This is a genomic window from Vibrio sp. OPT46, from assembly GCF_015163535.1.
Lineage (GTDB): Bacteria > Pseudomonadota > Gammaproteobacteria > Enterobacterales > Vibrionaceae > Vibrio > Vibrio alginolyticus.
This window is the reverse complement of the sequence record NZ_JADDYG010000093.1, coordinates 106,647-121,906: the sequence shown is the minus strand read 5'-3', so window position 1 is coordinate 121,906 and position 15,260 is coordinate 106,647. Positions and strand designations below refer to the sequence as shown.

General features: G+C 44.4%; 15 protein-coding genes. 6 read left to right on the top strand and 9 right to left on the bottom strand.

Annotated elements, in window-relative coordinates; genetic code table 11:
* The 3 genes from IQR33_RS32325 to IQR33_RS04750 form a co-directional block, all read left to right on the top strand.
* Positions 1–269, top strand: a 269-nt coding sequence (locus tag IQR33_RS32325; RefSeq protein ID WP_228013761.1) for a 4Fe-4S dicluster domain-containing protein, incomplete at its 5' end; no start/stop codon positions are given.
* Between the two features lie 199 nt (positions 270–468).
* The gene (locus IQR33_RS04755; RefSeq protein ID WP_005375129.1) at positions 469–1,650 is read left to right on the top strand and encodes an MFS transporter; all 1,182 of its coding nucleotides are present in this window, start codon (positions 469–471) and stop codon (positions 1,648–1,650) included.
* 206 nt (positions 1,651–1,856) lie between these two features.
* Positions 1,857–2,138, top strand: a complete 282-nt coding sequence (locus tag IQR33_RS04750) for a YrhK family protein (RefSeq protein WP_025768568.1) — start codon at positions 1,857–1,859, stop codon at positions 2,136–2,138.
* 122 nt (positions 2,139–2,260) lie between these two features.
* Here the strand turns inward: IQR33_RS04750 and IQR33_RS04745 are convergent, their stop codons facing one another.
* The 9 genes from IQR33_RS04745 to deoD all read right to left on the bottom strand — a co-directional run bounded on the left by IQR33_RS04745 (position 2,261) and on the right by deoD (position 12,950).
* Positions 2,261–3,100 (bottom strand): energy-coupling factor transporter transmembrane component T family protein, encoded by an 840-nt coding sequence (locus IQR33_RS04745; protein WP_005383942.1) that lies wholly within the window; start codon positions 3,098–3,100, stop codon positions 2,261–2,263.
* On the bottom strand, positions 3,097–4,836 hold the full coding sequence (locus tag IQR33_RS04740; RefSeq protein ID WP_186585108.1) for an ABC transporter ATP-binding protein: 1,740 nt from the start codon (positions 4,834–4,836) through the stop codon (positions 3,097–3,099). Before IQR33_RS04740 ends, IQR33_RS04745 begins: the two co-directional genes overlap by 4 nt.
* A gap of 6 nt (positions 4,837–4,842) precedes the next feature.
* On the bottom strand, positions 4,843–5,391 hold the full coding sequence (locus IQR33_RS04735) for an ECF-type riboflavin transporter substrate-binding protein (RefSeq protein ID WP_005375133.1): 549 nt from the start codon (positions 5,389–5,391) through the stop codon (positions 4,843–4,845).
* Between the two features lie 335 nt (positions 5,392–5,726).
* A complete protein-coding gene (locus IQR33_RS04730; RefSeq protein WP_005375134.1) occupies positions 5,727–6,857 on the bottom strand; it encodes an HlyD family secretion protein in 1,131 nt (376 codons plus the stop codon).
* Positions 6,857–7,237, bottom strand: coding sequence for a DUF3302 domain-containing protein (locus IQR33_RS04725; RefSeq protein WP_064376388.1), 381 nt, complete (start codon positions 7,235–7,237; stop codon positions 6,857–6,859). The genes IQR33_RS04730 and IQR33_RS04725 overlap by 1 nt, the downstream gene beginning before the upstream one ends.
* Positions 7,238–7,481: 244 nt before the next feature.
* Positions 7,482–9,065: a GGDEF domain-containing protein gene (locus tag IQR33_RS04720; protein WP_017820511.1), complete on the bottom strand. Its 1,584-nt coding sequence runs from the start codon at positions 9,063–9,065 to the stop codon at positions 7,482–7,484.
* Positions 9,049–10,533, bottom strand: coding sequence for a hypothetical protein (locus tag IQR33_RS04715; protein WP_005375137.1), 1,485 nt, complete (start codon positions 10,531–10,533; stop codon positions 9,049–9,051). The genes IQR33_RS04720 and IQR33_RS04715 overlap by 17 nt, the downstream gene beginning before the upstream one ends.
* A 166-nt stretch (positions 10,534–10,699) precedes the next feature.
* Positions 10,700–12,169, bottom strand: a complete 1,470-nt coding sequence (locus tag IQR33_RS04710) for a lactate dehydrogenase (RefSeq protein WP_017635476.1) — start codon at positions 12,167–12,169, stop codon at positions 10,700–10,702.
* 70 nt (positions 12,170–12,239) lie between these two features.
* Positions 12,240–12,950 carry a purine-nucleoside phosphorylase gene (gene deoD, locus IQR33_RS04705; RefSeq protein ID WP_005375140.1) on the bottom strand — a complete coding sequence of 237 codons (711 nt, stop codon included), beginning with the start codon at positions 12,948–12,950 and terminating at the stop codon, positions 12,240–12,242.
* Between the two features lie 398 nt (positions 12,951–13,348).
* Here deoD and IQR33_RS04700 point away from each other — a divergent pair, with 398 nt between their 5' ends.
* From IQR33_RS04700 to IQR33_RS04690, 3 genes are all read left to right on the top strand, one after another.
* Entirely contained in the window at positions 13,349–14,299 is a 951-nt protein-coding gene (locus IQR33_RS04700) for a YbgA family protein (RefSeq protein WP_053350049.1), read from the top strand.
* Positions 14,289–15,089 carry a MerR family transcriptional regulator gene (locus tag IQR33_RS04695; protein WP_193837765.1) on the top strand — a complete coding sequence of 267 codons (801 nt, stop codon included), beginning with the start codon at positions 14,289–14,291 and terminating at the stop codon, positions 15,087–15,089. Before IQR33_RS04700 ends, IQR33_RS04695 begins: the two co-directional genes overlap by 11 nt.
* Positions 15,090–15,111: 22 nt before the next feature.
* On the top strand, positions 15,112–15,260 hold a 149-nt coding region (locus IQR33_RS04690), incomplete at its 3' end, for a deoxyribodipyrimidine photo-lyase (protein WP_193843551.1).

Genomic DNA, 15,260 nt, shown 5'->3' with positions numbered 1-15,260 from the left:
GTGGGCACTTATGTCCACTGGGGGCTACCTATGGCGTGATAGGCCGAAAAAGCCTGTTGCGCGTTACTGTTGTTCGGCGCGAAGATTGCACCAAATGCATGGATTGCTTTTACGTTTGCCCAGAACCAGAAGTGCTTCGGCAGCCTTTGAAAGAGGGAGATCGTCGAGTTATGGATCAAAACTGCATTAGCTGTGGTCGTTGTTTGGATGTATGTCCAGAACATGTGTTTGAATTTAAAAATCGCCTATCAGTAAAAGTCATTGATTAAGCCACTGAGCACATTTACTCATGCTTTATTTCTCTTGATACTTGAACATCGCGCTTAGCCAAGGAGTTAAGCGCGATGTTTATCTTCATAACAATATTCCTCAGCCATATCTGCTTGCTCTGGGCTTAAAATAATAATGATATTGCGAATTTGTTACATTTAAAGCTATGATGATGCCTTCATATTTAAAGGAAACATCATGACTACCTCATCGCACGGCTGGAGAACGCCGCAAAATTTCCTCCTGTTAATTTCCATTATCGTGCCCATTGCTTTTTCTACCTGGATGGCGTTGTTGAACAACTTTGTTATCGAGAAAGCAAACTTTGATGGTGCAGACATAGGCTTATTGCAAAGTGTGCGCGAAATTCCGGGTTTTTTGGCCTTTACCGCCGTGTTTGTATTGCTGTTTATCCGAGAGCAACGCTTTATGCTCGTCTCTTTGGCGATGCTTACGCTTGGTACGGCATTAACAGGTTATTTTCCCACTTTGTACGGTCTACTTTTTACAACCTTGTTAATGTCCACCGGCTTCCATTACTTTGAAACACTCAAGCAGTCTTTGTCTTTACAATGGCTATCTAAAGAAGAAGCGCCAGAAATGCTGGGTAAGTTTATTTCTGTTGGAGCTTTGGCTTCTCTGTTTACCTACGGCGCCATTTGGGTTTCGCTCGAACAGCTCAAACTTGATTTTAAAACGGTCTATTTAATGGCTGGTGGTTTAGGTTTTGTGCTCATTTTGGTGATGGCATTTGCCTTCCCACAATTTAAGACAAAAGTGCCTCAGAACAAGAAGCTCATCCTGCGTAAACGTTACTGGTTATACTATGCGCTTACGTTTATGAGTGGAGCACGCCGTCAAATTTTTACGGTGTTCGCTGGTTTCTTGATGGTAGAAAAGTTTGGTTACTCCGCCGCAGATATTACGTTGCTGTTCCTGATTAACTATGTCTTTAACTTCTTGTTTGCGAAGCGAATAGGCCGTTTTATCGGCGTTGTTGGTGAGCGCAAAGCGTTGATGTTTGAATACGTCGGTTTGATCTTCGTGTTCGTCGGGTACGGTTTGGTGCAAACGGCAGAGTGGGCGGCAGCATTGTATGTTGTCGATCATTTATTTTTCGCGTTAGCGCTTGCGATTAAAACCTACTTCCAGAAAATTGCCGATCCTGCCGATATGGCGTCGACCGCAGGCGTTGCGTTTACGATTAACCATATTGCTGCAGTTGTAATACCTGTTACGTTTGGTGTCATTTGGCTTGTTTCACCTGCGAGCGTATTTTACATCGGCGCTGGTATGGCAGCAGTGAGCTTGCTGTTGTCACTCAATATTCCAGCCAAGCCGGAAGAAGGCAACGAAACTCGCTTGTTGAAGTGGAGTTAAGTTGGCACTCACTATCTAGCCATTGAAGTGAATACCTGTAATTAGACTCGCTGAAAAGGGTGCTTATGCGCCCTTTTCTTTTGATTGCAAATAGATAATCCCTCCAATGGTTGTCAATGCATGCCACGTCCGTTAGGGTTTAGAACTAAGTATTTCGAAATAACTTGGGCATAACTGACGCGAAACAATAAGAGGGGATCTATACAGTGCAGATACATGGCAGAGAGTTGGATTTAGATCTAGGAAGCCGTCACATCGTTATTCAGCGCCGCTATGAGGCGTTAGGAGCTGCAAACGACCTACTCATTGCTATTTGGTTTTTAATTGGTAGCTTTTTCTTTTTGAATGATTCGTTGATTGAAAGTGGTACTTGGCTTTTCATTGTAGGCAGTGCGCAGTTGATCATTAAGCCCCTGATAAAACTGATGAGTTTAGTTCATGTTGGTCGTTTAAATAAGCAACTTTCTGGCACATCAGCGAGCCGCTGAAATTACCGCTTCTTTTGAACACTCGCAAGCAAGAAGCCAACAGGTGAGTTATCGAGGGGAAAGACGGAAGATAACGTGGTCACAACACTAACCACGTTATGTTCAGTTTGAAGCTTCAGAATTTAAAACGGATACCAGAACAGTTGTGTGTCCATCACACGCTTGCTGATCGCAGCAATCACTATCACCGCAATCCCAGCCATGCAGATCATATCGGCTTTGGTCAGTGGTTTTAAGCTGTACCAAGTGCGAGAGGAGTGGCGGCCAAAACCACGTAGCGTCATCGCGTTTGAGATTTGATCGGCTCTGTCTAAACTAGAGAAAATCAGAGGTCCAAGAATCTTCGCGACGTTCTTCATACGATTGAACAACGGAGCCTTCTTGCTCAGTTCTACTCCGCGTGCTTGTTGCGCGTGCATGATGTTAACAAAGTCCTTTTTCACTTCCGGCAAGTAGCGCAGCGTTAAGCTTACGGCATAGGCGATTTTGTAAGGCACACCTAAACGGTTCAAGCTGGCTGAAAACTCTGTCGGATGAGTGGTAAATACAAACACCAATGCGATTGGGAACATGCTGAAGTACTTCAACGTCACTGTTACTAGGTAAAACAATGTCTCTTGAGTGAGCGAGTAATTACCGGGTAACGAGAGTAAAACCGTTGATGAACCCATGAACTCAGTACCTTGTTGCGGTGCTAACGCGAACATAAACAGGGCATTGATCAGTAATACCGTACCTGTACCGAATAACAGCGGTTTGTAGACATGAAAGGGCACTTTGGTCATTTTCAATAAGCCCAAACCCAGCACGATCAACAGCGCGATGATTCGCAAGTCAAATGTGGTCAATACCACCGTTACCCAAGCAATGAAAAGCAAGAACTTAGTAATGCCATTCAACTTATGAAGTGGCGATTGGGTATCGATGTAGTTGATACCAAACTTCATCTTATTGTCTTTCATGCCACCGCTTTCTCTAGTTGGTTTACGTCGTCGCTTTTTTGTTGGCGGTGCGCTTTTTCTACATTGATAAAGTGCTGCATAAAGCCATTGGTGTCCTCGATACCAACTTTCGTAGCCAACTCAAACAAACTTGTGGTAGTGAGGTTTGCTTGGTCTAGTAGCTCTGGACTGCTGAATACCTGCGTCATTGGTGCATCCGCGACTAATTTACTGTCTGCAATCACGATAGAGCGCGAGGTGTATTCCAACACTAAATGCATGTCATGAGAGATGATCATTACGGTTACGCCCAACTCGCGATTGAGCTTTTCGATGAAACTCAGCATAGACGTGTAGTTTCGATAGTCCTGACCTGCCGTCGGTTCATCAAGGATCAGAAGCTCTGGTTCCAAGACCAAAATTGACGCAATGGTTACGCGCTTTTTCTGGCCGTAGCTCAATGCTTCGATTGGCCAGTGACGGTATTTGCTCAAACCGCACAGCTCTAGGACTTCAAGTACTTTAGCGTCGATTTGTTTCTCTTCAACGCCACGATTACGGAGGCCGAAGGCCACTTCGTCGAAAATCATGTGATGGGAAATCATGTGATTCGGGTTTTGCATCACCACACCCACTTTCTGGCTACGCTCGAAGATGGTCAGTTCGTTAAGATCTTGACCATTCATGCTCATTGAGCCGCTATCCGCTTCAATAACGCCCATAATCAGTTTGGTGATGGTCGATTTACCCGAGCCATTTTTGCCAAGTACAGAGACAAACTCGCCACACTTGATGTCAAAACTCACGTCTTCTAACGCGTTTTTCTCACCGTCGTAAGAATAGGTGAGGCCACGGACTTCAAGCAAAGTCTCGGCTGGCGTTTTAGGTGGTTGTGCTGTTGAACCATCAAACCATGCTTGTACCGCTGGTTTATATTGCTCCAACGGTAAGGTAGTTAAGCTAGAAGGTTTTGCATCGCCCTCAATCGCGCAGCCTGCTTCTTTCAGTGCTGAAATATAAAGCGGTTCGCGGATGCCGTAATCTTCTAGTAGAGGCGACGCTAAAATTTCATCTGGCGTTGTATCGGTAATGATTTCGCCGCTTTCCATCAAGATAATACGGTCAACTGAGCAATGCAGAACGTCTTCAAGACGATGTTCAATGATTACTATGGTTTTGTCCGTTTCGCGGTGTAGATCATCGATGATCTCGATGGTTTTTTTACCCGTTTTAGGGTCAAGCGCAGCTAGTGGTTCATCAAACAAAAGGATATCGACGTCATCGACGAGAATGCCCGCCAAAGAAACACGCTGTTTCTGCCCGCCAGATAAATCGTGGGGAGAGCGATCTAACATCTGTTCCAAGTCGACCATTTTGGCCGTGGCTTTGACCAATGGGTACATGTCGATATTTGAAGTTAGCTGGTTTTCCAGCGCAAATGCAATGTCTTCGCCAATGCTCAAACCGACAAATTGGCTGTCCGTATCTTGGAGTACGGTGCCAACTTGCTCAGTGTATTGGTGCATGTCGAAAGGGGCGGTGTCTTGACCATTGATGGTCAATGTTCCACTGGTTTCCCCTTTGATTGCGTGTGGGATCAGTCCGTTAAGACATTGCCCAAGAGTAGATTTACCACTACCACTTGGACCGATAATGACGATTTTCTCTCCTTTCTCTATCCTTAGATTGATATTTTTTAGCGTCGGTTTGTCCAGCGACTCATATCTAAAAGAGAAGTTAGAAAATTCGATTGTCATTCGACATTAAGCCTCTGTTAAGTTACGGCTTTGCTTGTTACGTTTAGCGACAGACTTAAGAATGAAGAAGCCAACAATAGCAATAAGAATGGTGTTACCGATCGCGATAATAGAAAGCTGGGTAAACACTTTAGTGAACGGTTCTGCGTATAAAATCGTGTCGAGGAATGCAGAGCAACCGTAACCAAATACGTTGCCTAATAGCGCAAGTACTACGAATAACGCGAAGTCTTTCATATTGAAATCGCCTTTCTCCAAACGGTAGCGCGTTAGAGAAGGGAATAGACCGATAATCAAACCAACAATACCTGAACCAAGTACCCAAGTGAGCCATACGCCCCAACCTGCAAATAGGTCAGTAACCCAGTGACCAATAAAACCAACCAAGAAGCCAACAAGTGGTCCAAATAGTACTGAGAACAATGCTAATACTGCCATTGCTGGTTTTAGCGTTGTGTTTGCAAACACAGGGATGCCAAACATAGGTAAGCCGCCGATACCGTAAAGAGCAGCACCGATTGCAATAACCACAACAGTTTTAGCGGAAAGATTCATAGATAACCTCAGTTCAATAGTCGATTTTAAAGAACGTTCATTTATATTGTTGGAAAGCGTTAGTTATTTGATTGTGTAACATATATTCAAAACAACCAAGCTGCTTATTGTTTGCTCTATTTTTCTTCAGGAAATGTGTGATTTGATTCACGCATCCCTTTGACTGGCTTTGGTTTTAGCAAGCATTAAAAATAAGGCGCGCATTATACAGAATATTAATAAAAGTGGGAATGCTATCTATCTGGATGGCTAGAATGAATCAGGGGCTGATCGTCAGCCCCTGATTACACGGTTTGATGTTATTTTTACCAATAAATGAATGCGCTATATGTTCATTAATGGTCGAGGTATAAATAGTTCTGCCAGCTCTTCATACGAATAAGCACTTTGCGCATCACTGATACGTGAGTAAAGCTGTCTGAATAAACTGCAACTTCAACCGCAGTACCCATTGGTAGGTGGTATCCACTCAAGTCGTCGGTAATTTTCAGCTTCGCAAAAACACGTCCGCTCGTGCGCAAGGCATCAGTCCCAAGCAGAGCGCCTCGCGCTTGAATTTGGCTTTCACCAATGGCTGGAATCACGTCAATGACTTCGCCACGGAACACTTTGCCCGGAATTGCGCGGAACATAAATTCTGCTTCAAAGCCTGGCTTCAAGCGTTGTAATGAGTTCTGTCTGAATGCCGCGGTGTACGTAATGTCTTCGGTATGTACGAAGGTCATTGCCGGGGCAAGTGGCAACGGCACAGCCATAACACCAGGACGCAAAGCCAATTGCGTAACGTAACCATCGGTTGGCGCACGAACGACGGTTTGCTCTAGGTTAAACTCTGCTTTACGCAGCTCGGCAAGAAGTTGCGCGACTTGGGTATTTTCGCCTCCGATTTCAGAGTCCAGAGCGATTTGCGCTTGTTCTTGTTGCAAAATCGCAACGTCTAACATGGCTTCTGCCGCTTTATACGCTTGGCGTCGAGTATCTAAATCTTGTTCAGTAAACGCGCCACGATCAAAGCCCCTTTGATATCGGCTAAACTCCCTTTGTGCTTTATCTCTGTCCGCTTGCGCTTTCAATACAGCAGCTTCTGCTTCTCTTAGATCAGACTCTAAACCCAACGCACCTTGGCTTGCTTCTTTGACTTTCGCTTCAAGGCGAGCAACTTCTGCTTCAAAAGGCACAGGATCGATTTTGAAAAGAATATCGCCCGTTTTGAGCGGTTGGTTGGCTTGGACTGGCACTTCCACCACGCGGCCACGCACGCCAGAGACGATAGGCGTAGTCGGGAACACTTGGTTACCCAATTGAGTAAATGGGTGGTTGTAGTTCATAAGCAGCACGAGTGTGCCCACTAACACTACGCCGCCAAGTACGGCGGTTGGAACGGTCCATTTGTTTAGAGGAATATTGAAAATTTTAAAAATGGCAATACAAAGAGCGGCGTAAGTCAGAATCAGCAATAAGTCCATTATTCGTCCTCTTTACTTTGTTCAGGCAAAGGCTTTTGCTGAATCTTTTGTTGTTTCAACATCGATACTTGGTTTTTGAGTTCGTTGACTTCATCAATGAGTTCTTCAAGGCGGTGATGAATGTCGTGTGTTTCTTGTTCTAGTTGTTTAAAACCCCAGCCGCGTTCCTTGCGCCATAATGTTGCCCAGATCCATAAAAATGGCCACAGCGCATGCAAAGTGAAAAGGCTGACCCAGCCAGCGTAGTGAATTGCGTCTTGGTGCGGGTGCTCTCTCTCTTTGGCGATTTCATATGGAATATCATGGATGACAATGATTCCGTAAAAGATCACTAAAGCAACGAAGATGAGTAACCCAAGTGCAAAATAGTCTAGAAACATCTTACCTACCTGTGCGTATTGCGAAATGGAAAATCTACGTAAATTAACAATTTAAGTATTTGTCTTAACTACAGATGAATCAAGCGGTTTTTATGTAGGAATTATGTTTATGCGATGTAAGTATCCACTGATGTTTATTGGCAGTTAAGGTGTTGCTGAGTACTTATTTAAACAAGCAGTGAAGTGATATAGGAAGGATAAGTAAAAAGTATACTAAAGCCCCAGGTGTCAACCGGGGCATGGTTTAAAGTTCGGTACAGACTTGGTTTCTGCCATTGGCTTTGGCGCGATAAAGAGCTTTGTCTGCACGATAAAAAGTTCGCTGAGTATTCTCGCCTTCTCGATGCAAGGTAATCCCTATGGATACGGTCAGCCCCCGTTCACCAAGAATATCGTCCCAACCATATTGATAAATCCGTTCACGATAATTCTCGGCATGCATTTCTGCGCGTTCCAGTTGGGTATTCTCAAGGATCACGAGGAACTCTTCACCACCAAATCGTACGCACGATGCGCCTTTAAATCTGAAGTAGGACGCCAGTTCCTGTGACACACTTTTGATCGCTTTGTCGCCAACCAAGTGGCTTAGTTCGTCATTGATGGATTTGAAGTGATCGATATCGATGACCATCAATGCAAATGCAGTATCGTGCAGAAGTAGATCTTTTAGTTTAACTTCTAACCAGCGTCGGTTGTGTAAAGACGTAAGTGGATCGGTAAAGACGTCCTGCTGTAGCTGAGCAACAGTATTTTTATGCTGCTTGGTGGTTTCTTTTAGTTCTTTGTTTTCTAGCTCTGACAAAATGAGTTTGAGTTGTAACTCAAAGCGTGAAAGTCGGCGTAGTTGAGCAGACCCTAACTCACCGATCGGAATATGTTTTACAAGATCAGATTCGATTCTATGCGCTTTTTTTTCACAATTTAATGCTTCTTGATACAACCCTTGAGAGGCGTAAACTTGACTCATCGCGTTATAAAAATGCTGAGTAACGATAGGAGATAGTTGCTTTTGAATCCTTTTACTGATGGAGTCCAACGTTAAATTAGCTAAAGAAGTGTGCCCTACACCGTTTAGACAATACGCAGTCTCAATTTTGACCATCGTGGATAACCAGTATGTCGTGGCACTACCCGTTGTATACTGAACATTCGAAATAGCCAGCAACGCATTGGGGTAGTCTTCTTGCAGACGATGTAATTTGGCTCGGTAGAGGTGAATTTGTGCGGCGAGGTTTTTATCACTGACGAGAATGCTCAGTTCTTCACATTCACTCAATAGTTCTTTGGCGTCTGCGGTACGGTTCAAGCTGATATAACAGGCAAGCATGTACAGCTTGTAACGAAGGCGTAGGGATCGACTGCCAATAGCGTGATCGATAGCATCTATTTTTTGATAATAACGTAATGCACGTTGGTGATCCCCATGGGCATCGCACAAATTACCCATTCCAATAATGGCCAATACGTACTCATCAATATAGCCGTACTCGACGGCGATATTGGTTGAAGCAACATACTCGGTTAATGCCGCATTGTAGTCACCTACTTCAACCAAACGCTCACTCAAGCTTGCTTTCACAGAAAGAATATCTTCTACATCCTCTGGTAAAACAAGCAACTCAAGCGCTTGTTTCAATTCACTAATGCTGTCGTTGAGCTGTTTGATCTCTCTTCGATACTCGGCGCTAATGATATAGCAATGCGCTTTCTCTCGGTTTGTTGACGCAATATGTAACCCTATGTGTTCCCATAGCGTAATCGCTTCTTCACCTGAAACGGAAGAAGGATCGATACCTGCGTCAGTCACCTTGCTAAGCAGTTGTTCCATTCTTCATTACCTCAATATAACTTTCTTCGAGCTGTTCTAACGTGAATGGGAAGGTCAGGATATCTTGCAAATACAGTATCGGTTTCGGGCCTTTGATTCCGCGTCGCTTCCATGGATAGATGTCTAACATCGCTTGGACAGTGCGGTAGACCTCTTCTGCTGCTTGACCTTTTTCTGCAATTAACATTGCTAGCCTGTTACTGGAAATTCTCGAGATGAGGTCGCTGGAGGTTGTCAATGCATGAACGAGCTCGGTACAAACATCGAGAACTTCGGGGTTTGAATGCTGAATCATAATGATGGCGTGGTTAGAGCGTTTGAGCTCCGTTTTAAACAAAACTAACTGTTCCCACCAGTAGGTCTCAGAAACGACATTAGAGAACTGTTTTTCAGGGTCGTATTCGTGTTGAGAGCGAATATGATTGATCAGCTTACGTGCTCGCTGCTCTAGTTGGCGTTTAGAGCCTCTTGCTTTATCCATGCTGATTCGATGAGTTTGTTCTTTGAGCATTTTGAGTGCGTGCTTACGGTATTTCTTGAACGCGTTAAACGCAGACTCAAAGTCACCTTGTTCTTCAGCGACTCGTGATTGTTGGAAGCAAATTTGGCTGAGTAGCTCACCGTGGTCGAAACTGAGTGCAGACTCTTCTGCTGCAAGTAGCAACTTGGCAGCGCTGTCTGTATTTTGGCGCAAAAGCTCAAGTCTTGCTCGGCTAATAAAAGAGTGTGCTTTCATCCAAACGAGGTCATGCTCAATGGCGAGCTGGTGGGCTTTTTGGGTGGCTTCTTCGGCCGCATCAAGGCGTTCTAGTCCAAGCAGTGCTAACCCTTTAAAGTCCCAGATCTCGGCTTGCCACGTACTGTCATCATGATCTTTTAATACTTCGGTTGCTCCATCCAGTACCGTAAGCATCTCGACAAACTTATTTAGTAAGTAATAGTCCCAAGCTAATAGGATGCGCGCTTTGCCTTCTAACCAAGCAATACGAACATTGTTTGCCACTTTAACGGCTAACTCATGAGTTGAAGCGGCAAGTTGGTGTTCATTAGTGATGCGCCATACATTACCAAGCCCAATTAGAGATTCGATTTGAATTTCAACATCATCAACAAGAGCAGATTGTTCGAGCGCATTAATCCAATATTGTTGCGCGGAATAATACTTTGCTTGGCCCCAATATTGGAGTGCAAAAAGATGGAGAATTTCCGGGAGATGATCGTCGGTTTCAAGCTGTGTTTGTTTGCTGTAAGCGTCTTTGACGAGTTTTAAGCCTTGTCGGTAATCCATTAGGCACCAACAGCATTGCGCCATGATGAGTAAGGCTTTGATCTCTCCGTCCACAAATAAAATTTGTTCCGCGCGGATACGATATTGCTGCGCAATATTAAAGGTATGTTTAGGGGCCGATTTTATTTGGCCTTTAAGCTTAGTGAGATCATCTTCTAGCTGAATTTGGTTTTTATCCAACGTTCACATCCATGACTATCGAACTGGAAATCACACCTAATATTAAGTGGTTAGATGCATGTTTCTTTACCAAAGCGATGCGGATAACGTTTTGGTAAACGATCAGGGGCCGTAATGTATACCGTTACAACCCCTAATTACTACATCTAAATTACCAATAGAATAGCTACGATAGGAGCTGTTTGATTGTCAAAGGTGCATCAGAGACTTCCAACCTTTGTGCAGCGGTAAGACCTTGTTTATCCTGATAGCACAAATTATGCCAAGCTCTGAATATATCTAAAAGAGGTAAAATACCAGCAGGTCGTAATTTGCGACGTGGCTCGTTAATGAAGCTTTCGAAAAGAATCTGAAAGCGGTTTTGATAAAACTTCACATGACGAGTTGTCGCAACGTTAAACCATTTTTCAGGCTCATTTTGATCGCCAGCGAGGTAGCAAATGCCTTTGTGGTTTTCGTTTTGACTAGAGATTGCCCAACGATCGCGCCACCAACTCATATAGGCGATATCGACTTTGCCAAAGGGAGTGCTCATGTCCCAACTAGCGTCCTCTTCTACATACATCAAGTCGACACTTTTCTCTTTAATACGAGGTAAACAAACGCTCAGTGCAGCTGAACGTAGTAGGGGATCTTGAGGCATGTATAGAGATACACGTTTGTTTGGGCAGCACATATCAAGTACGTGCAAATAGTGTGCATACGAGGTGTATGGCGGACGGACTAATGCCCCTTTTGAAGGGTAATGAAATACAGATAGATTACCAAGAGGGTCTTCTACGTTACCGCGAGCCAAAATTGTTTGGTATTTTTGGTCAATTCGCTCTCTGAGGTGATGAGAAGGTTCCGCAAGCGGCTCACTTGCTTCCGCTACGTACTCCTGGGAAACAAAACGAGACACCTCATCGTAAGGATTATGATCGAGAGTTGCGATTGGCTCTTCATCAGCGGAATAATTGACGTGCTGGCAAAGAATATAGCCAGAATGCGCTTCGCCAGAAACAATCCAATACACACCATTATTGCTGTTCGGTTGCAATGCAATATAGTTTGAGGCCAATTCATAATGCGTTGCGTGGTTTACCCAGCGCGCATCAATGGTTGCCAGCTTGCGGCGGCAGCGGCTAGCTATATGGTCAACATGATCGTAAAAGGTTTTTGGGTTAATACTAAGCTTGCGGCAGATTTCTCGTACGGAATATCCCGTAAACAATAAACCCATCAAGTTCTCTTGAAATTGAAGCTTCTTGTTGGCACCAGACCACTTGTCGACAAAGGTACATTGACACACTTTACAGCGGTAACGTTGGCGATCGCCACTGTAACCGAAAGCGTGATAGAGGTGTTTGTGAGTGTGGACAGAAAGTCCAAAGTTGTCGCAATCATCATTACGGCAAGCAGGCAACCCGTCACTGTGGACGTGCCGCAGGCGATGAAGTTCGTTCACGACATCGCGATTATTAAGTAAGGGGGGGAAAGCTCCACATTCACGGCATACCATCGCCGGACGCTTAGGGTTCGCATGTTGCAGAACGTAACGCTTTGCATCACTCAATCCAAAGTTGTCACACGCCAATGTTTTACAAAAGTTGAGTTGTAACCCATCTGCGTCTTTTGGCAGTTCGCCGTTAGACACAATCGCCCCCTCGGGATAATTCGGGCAGCCAGCATAATTCTGGCTGCAAATTATTACTTACTATTTGTTCTTAGATGTTGATTGCAGTTTCTAGTGCAACTTTCATCATGTCGTTGAACGACTTCTGACGCTCTTCTGAGCTTAGTTTTTCACCACGGATGATGTGGTCAGAAACTGTCAGGATAGTCAGTGCTTTCGCGCCTAGGTCAGCTGCTACGCCGTAGATACCAGCCGCTTCCATGTCTACACCTAGGATGCCTAGTTTTTCCATCTTCTCGAAGATGTCTGCTTCTGGTGTGTAGAACAGGTCAGCAGAGAATACGTTACCTACTTTTACAGGCACTTCCTGAGCGCGCGCTTGGTTAACTGCTTCTTCTAGAAGACCGTAATCAGCGATTGCTGCGAAATCGTGGTTGTTGAAACGGATACGGTTAACTTTAGAGTCTGTAGAAGCACCCATACCGATAACAACGTCCATTAGTTTCACGTCGTCACGTACTGCACCACAGCTACCCACACGGATAACGTTTTTCACGCCGTATTCAGCGATTAGCTCGTGTACGTAGATACAGCAAGACGGGATACCCATGCCGTGGCCCATTACAGAAACTTTTTTGCCTTTGTAAGTGCCAGTAAAGCCGAACATGTTGCGAACGTCACAAACTTGTTTCACATCTTCTAGGAACGTTTCAGCGATGTATTTAGCGCGCAACGGGTCGCCTGGCATTAGAACTGTTTCAGCGAAATCACCTGGTTGTGCGTTAATGTGTGGGGTTGCCATAAGTGCTCTCCAAAGTTTTGTTTTGATAAAACGCCTCTATTATAGAACGCTATTACCAATTCTGTTGAACTTGTTCGTTTTCGTTGAGGCAATAATATCGGGACGTACAGTAGCCCCTTGAGAGCTTAGTCACAAAAACCACGCATTTAGAAACTGCAACTACTATTGATAACCAAATCTGTTGAAATCAAAAGAGCAATCGATTTGCTTTTGAGCAGTTTGTCGATTGCGCGCACAAATTCTTTGTTTTTGGGCCAAACTTTTTTCTGACAGCTGGTTGATCGAAATACTTTCGAGTGAAGTAAAACGATTAAATTGTACAACTTATTTTCTTGTACAATCTGGAAAGGCTTGCTATAAGTTATACAACAAAACTTTTTGTATAGGGATGCGTCATCATGGAATCTTCAATCAAAGTAGGTATCAGTTCGTGTGTTTTGGGTGAACGAGTGCGTTTTGACTCTGGTCATAAGGTGAGCAACTTTGTGACTAAAGAGCTCAGCCCGTATTTTGACTTTGTTTCGGTATGCCCTGAAGTCGGCGTAGGTATGCCAGTACCCCGTCCAACAATTCGTCTTGTTTCTAATGAAGAGCGTGTTGCATTGGTTGAAACCAAAAATCCAGAAAATGATCATACCGACAATATGCTCACTTACTCGGCCAATAAAGTAGATGAACTTCAAAGCGAGCAGCTTTGTGGTTACATCGTTTGTGCCAAGTCACCAACTTGTGGCATGGAGCGAGTCAAGGTTTACAGCAAGAACAGTGCTGCGAAAGAAGGTGTTGGCTTGTATACACAAACATTGATGCAAAAAATGCCTTGGTTGCCTGTTGAAGAGGATGGCAGACTTAACGACCCTGTATTGAAAGAAAATTTTATTACTCGAGTATTTTGTCTAAATGACTTTTACGGCTCGATGGATGGTGAGCCTACTCGTGGCAAAATCATCGACTTTCATTCGCGCTACAAACTGACGTTAATGGCACACCACCCAGAGTCATACCGCTCCCTTGGCCGCTTAGTCGCTGATGTCGCTAATTATGAAATTGAAGACTTTTACCAAGAGTATCGTTTAGGACTTATGAAGGCGTTAACGAATCGGGCTAGCCGCAAAAACAACACAAATGTGTTGATGCATTTACAAGGGTACTTCAAACGCTCACTAACTAAAGAAGAAAAAGAAGAGTTAGCGACAGTGATTCACGACTACCGTATCGGAATGCTGCCTCTGCTAGCACCACTTACATTGATTAAGCATTACTTAAATACTTACCCAGACGAGTATTTAGCAAAACAGAAGTTTTTAGAACCGTATCCGCAGGAGATGAGATTACGCTATGGTTTGTAGTTCAGAAGAAAAACTATACGCGATCCGAGATGTCGCAGACATCACGGGTGTAAAACCAGTTACGCTGAGAGCTTGGCAACGAAGATACAACTTGATCCAACCTCAGCGAACTGAAAAAGGACACAGACTTTATCGCCAGCAAGATCTCGATACGATTCGCGAAGTCCAGAGCTGGCTCGCGAAGGGGATTTCGATTGGTAAAGTGAAGGGGCTGCTAGGAAAAAGCGCCGATGTCGAAGTCAAAAACGAGGTTCGCACACTCGAAGAAGTTGAAAACATGCTGCTTGCGCTGTCTACCCTGAATCGAGGAAAAGCAGAGAGTTTACTTGCCTCTGTTCTTAAAGAGTATCCACTAAAACTCGTTATTGATCAGTTTATTAGCCCAGTATTTGATGCGCTAGACATGGTAAAAGGATCGCTGCGATCTTTACAGGTAGGGTTATTTCAGACTTGTTTGATCACTCGACTTGCCCTTGTTATCGATTCTGAAAACAAAGCCGCTTCCAAAGGAAAGTGTCTGCTCATTAGCTTTGAACAAAACAGAGAGTCTGAGAGTTGGATTCAAGCAGCGAAGCTTTGCGAACAAGGGTATCACACGACTTTGATCGATAAGGTTGATGATGTTTCTGGTCTACTAGATCACGAGGTCGTTGAAAATGGTTCGTTTATCTACCTTTTCTCCAACAAAGCGCTAGCTGCTAAACAAGTAGCGTCCATCAAAATGCTTCACGCACAGTTAGGTGATCGGATGGGGTGCTCTGAAGTGATAGAGAAATTACACCTAACTTAGTAGACAAAAGATAGGAGCTACCATGGTTTTAGTATGGTTTCGACGTGACTTACGTGCGTTAGACCACACGGCACTCAAAGCGGCGTTGGATTCAGGTCAGCCTGTTGTCGCTTGCTTTATCGCGACGCCAGAGCAGTGGCGGGAGCATCACATGGCGCCGATGCAGGCAGA

What these genes read in the sequence shown, in the direction of transcription:
- IQR33_RS04755 (WP_005375129.1), top strand. Translation starts at nt 469, where the DNA reads ATGACTACCTCATCGCACGGCTGGAGAACGCCGCAAAATTTCCTCCTG.
- IQR33_RS04745 (WP_005383942.1), bottom strand. Translation starts at nt 3,100, where the DNA reads ATGAAAGACAATAAGATGAAGTTTGGTATCAACTACATCGATACCCAA.
- IQR33_RS04740 (WP_186585108.1), bottom strand. Translation starts at nt 4,836, where the DNA reads ATGACAATCGAATTTTCTAACTTCTCTTTTAGATATGAGTCGCTGGAC.
- IQR33_RS04735 (WP_005375133.1), bottom strand. Translation starts at nt 5,391, where the DNA reads ATGAATCTTTCCGCTAAAACTGTTGTGGTTATTGCAATCGGTGCTGCT.
- IQR33_RS04730 (WP_005375134.1), bottom strand. Translation starts at nt 6,857, where the DNA reads ATGGACTTATTGCTGATTCTGACTTACGCCGCTCTTTGTATTGCCATT.
- IQR33_RS04725 (WP_064376388.1), bottom strand. Translation starts at nt 7,237, where the DNA reads ATGTTTCTAGACTATTTTGCACTTGGGTTACTCATCTTCGTTGCTTTA.
- IQR33_RS04720 (WP_017820511.1), bottom strand. Translation starts at nt 9,065, where the DNA reads ATGGAACAACTGCTTAGCAAGGTGACTGACGCAGGTATCGATCCTTCT.
- deoD (WP_005375140.1), bottom strand. Translation starts at nt 12,950, where the DNA reads ATGGCAACCCCACACATTAACGCACAACCAGGTGATTTCGCTGAAACA.
- IQR33_RS04700 (WP_053350049.1), top strand. Translation starts at nt 13,349, where the DNA reads ATGGAATCTTCAATCAAAGTAGGTATCAGTTCGTGTGTTTTGGGTGAA.
- IQR33_RS04695 (WP_193837765.1), top strand. Translation starts at nt 14,289, where the DNA reads ATGGTTTGTAGTTCAGAAGAAAAACTATACGCGATCCGAGATGTCGCA.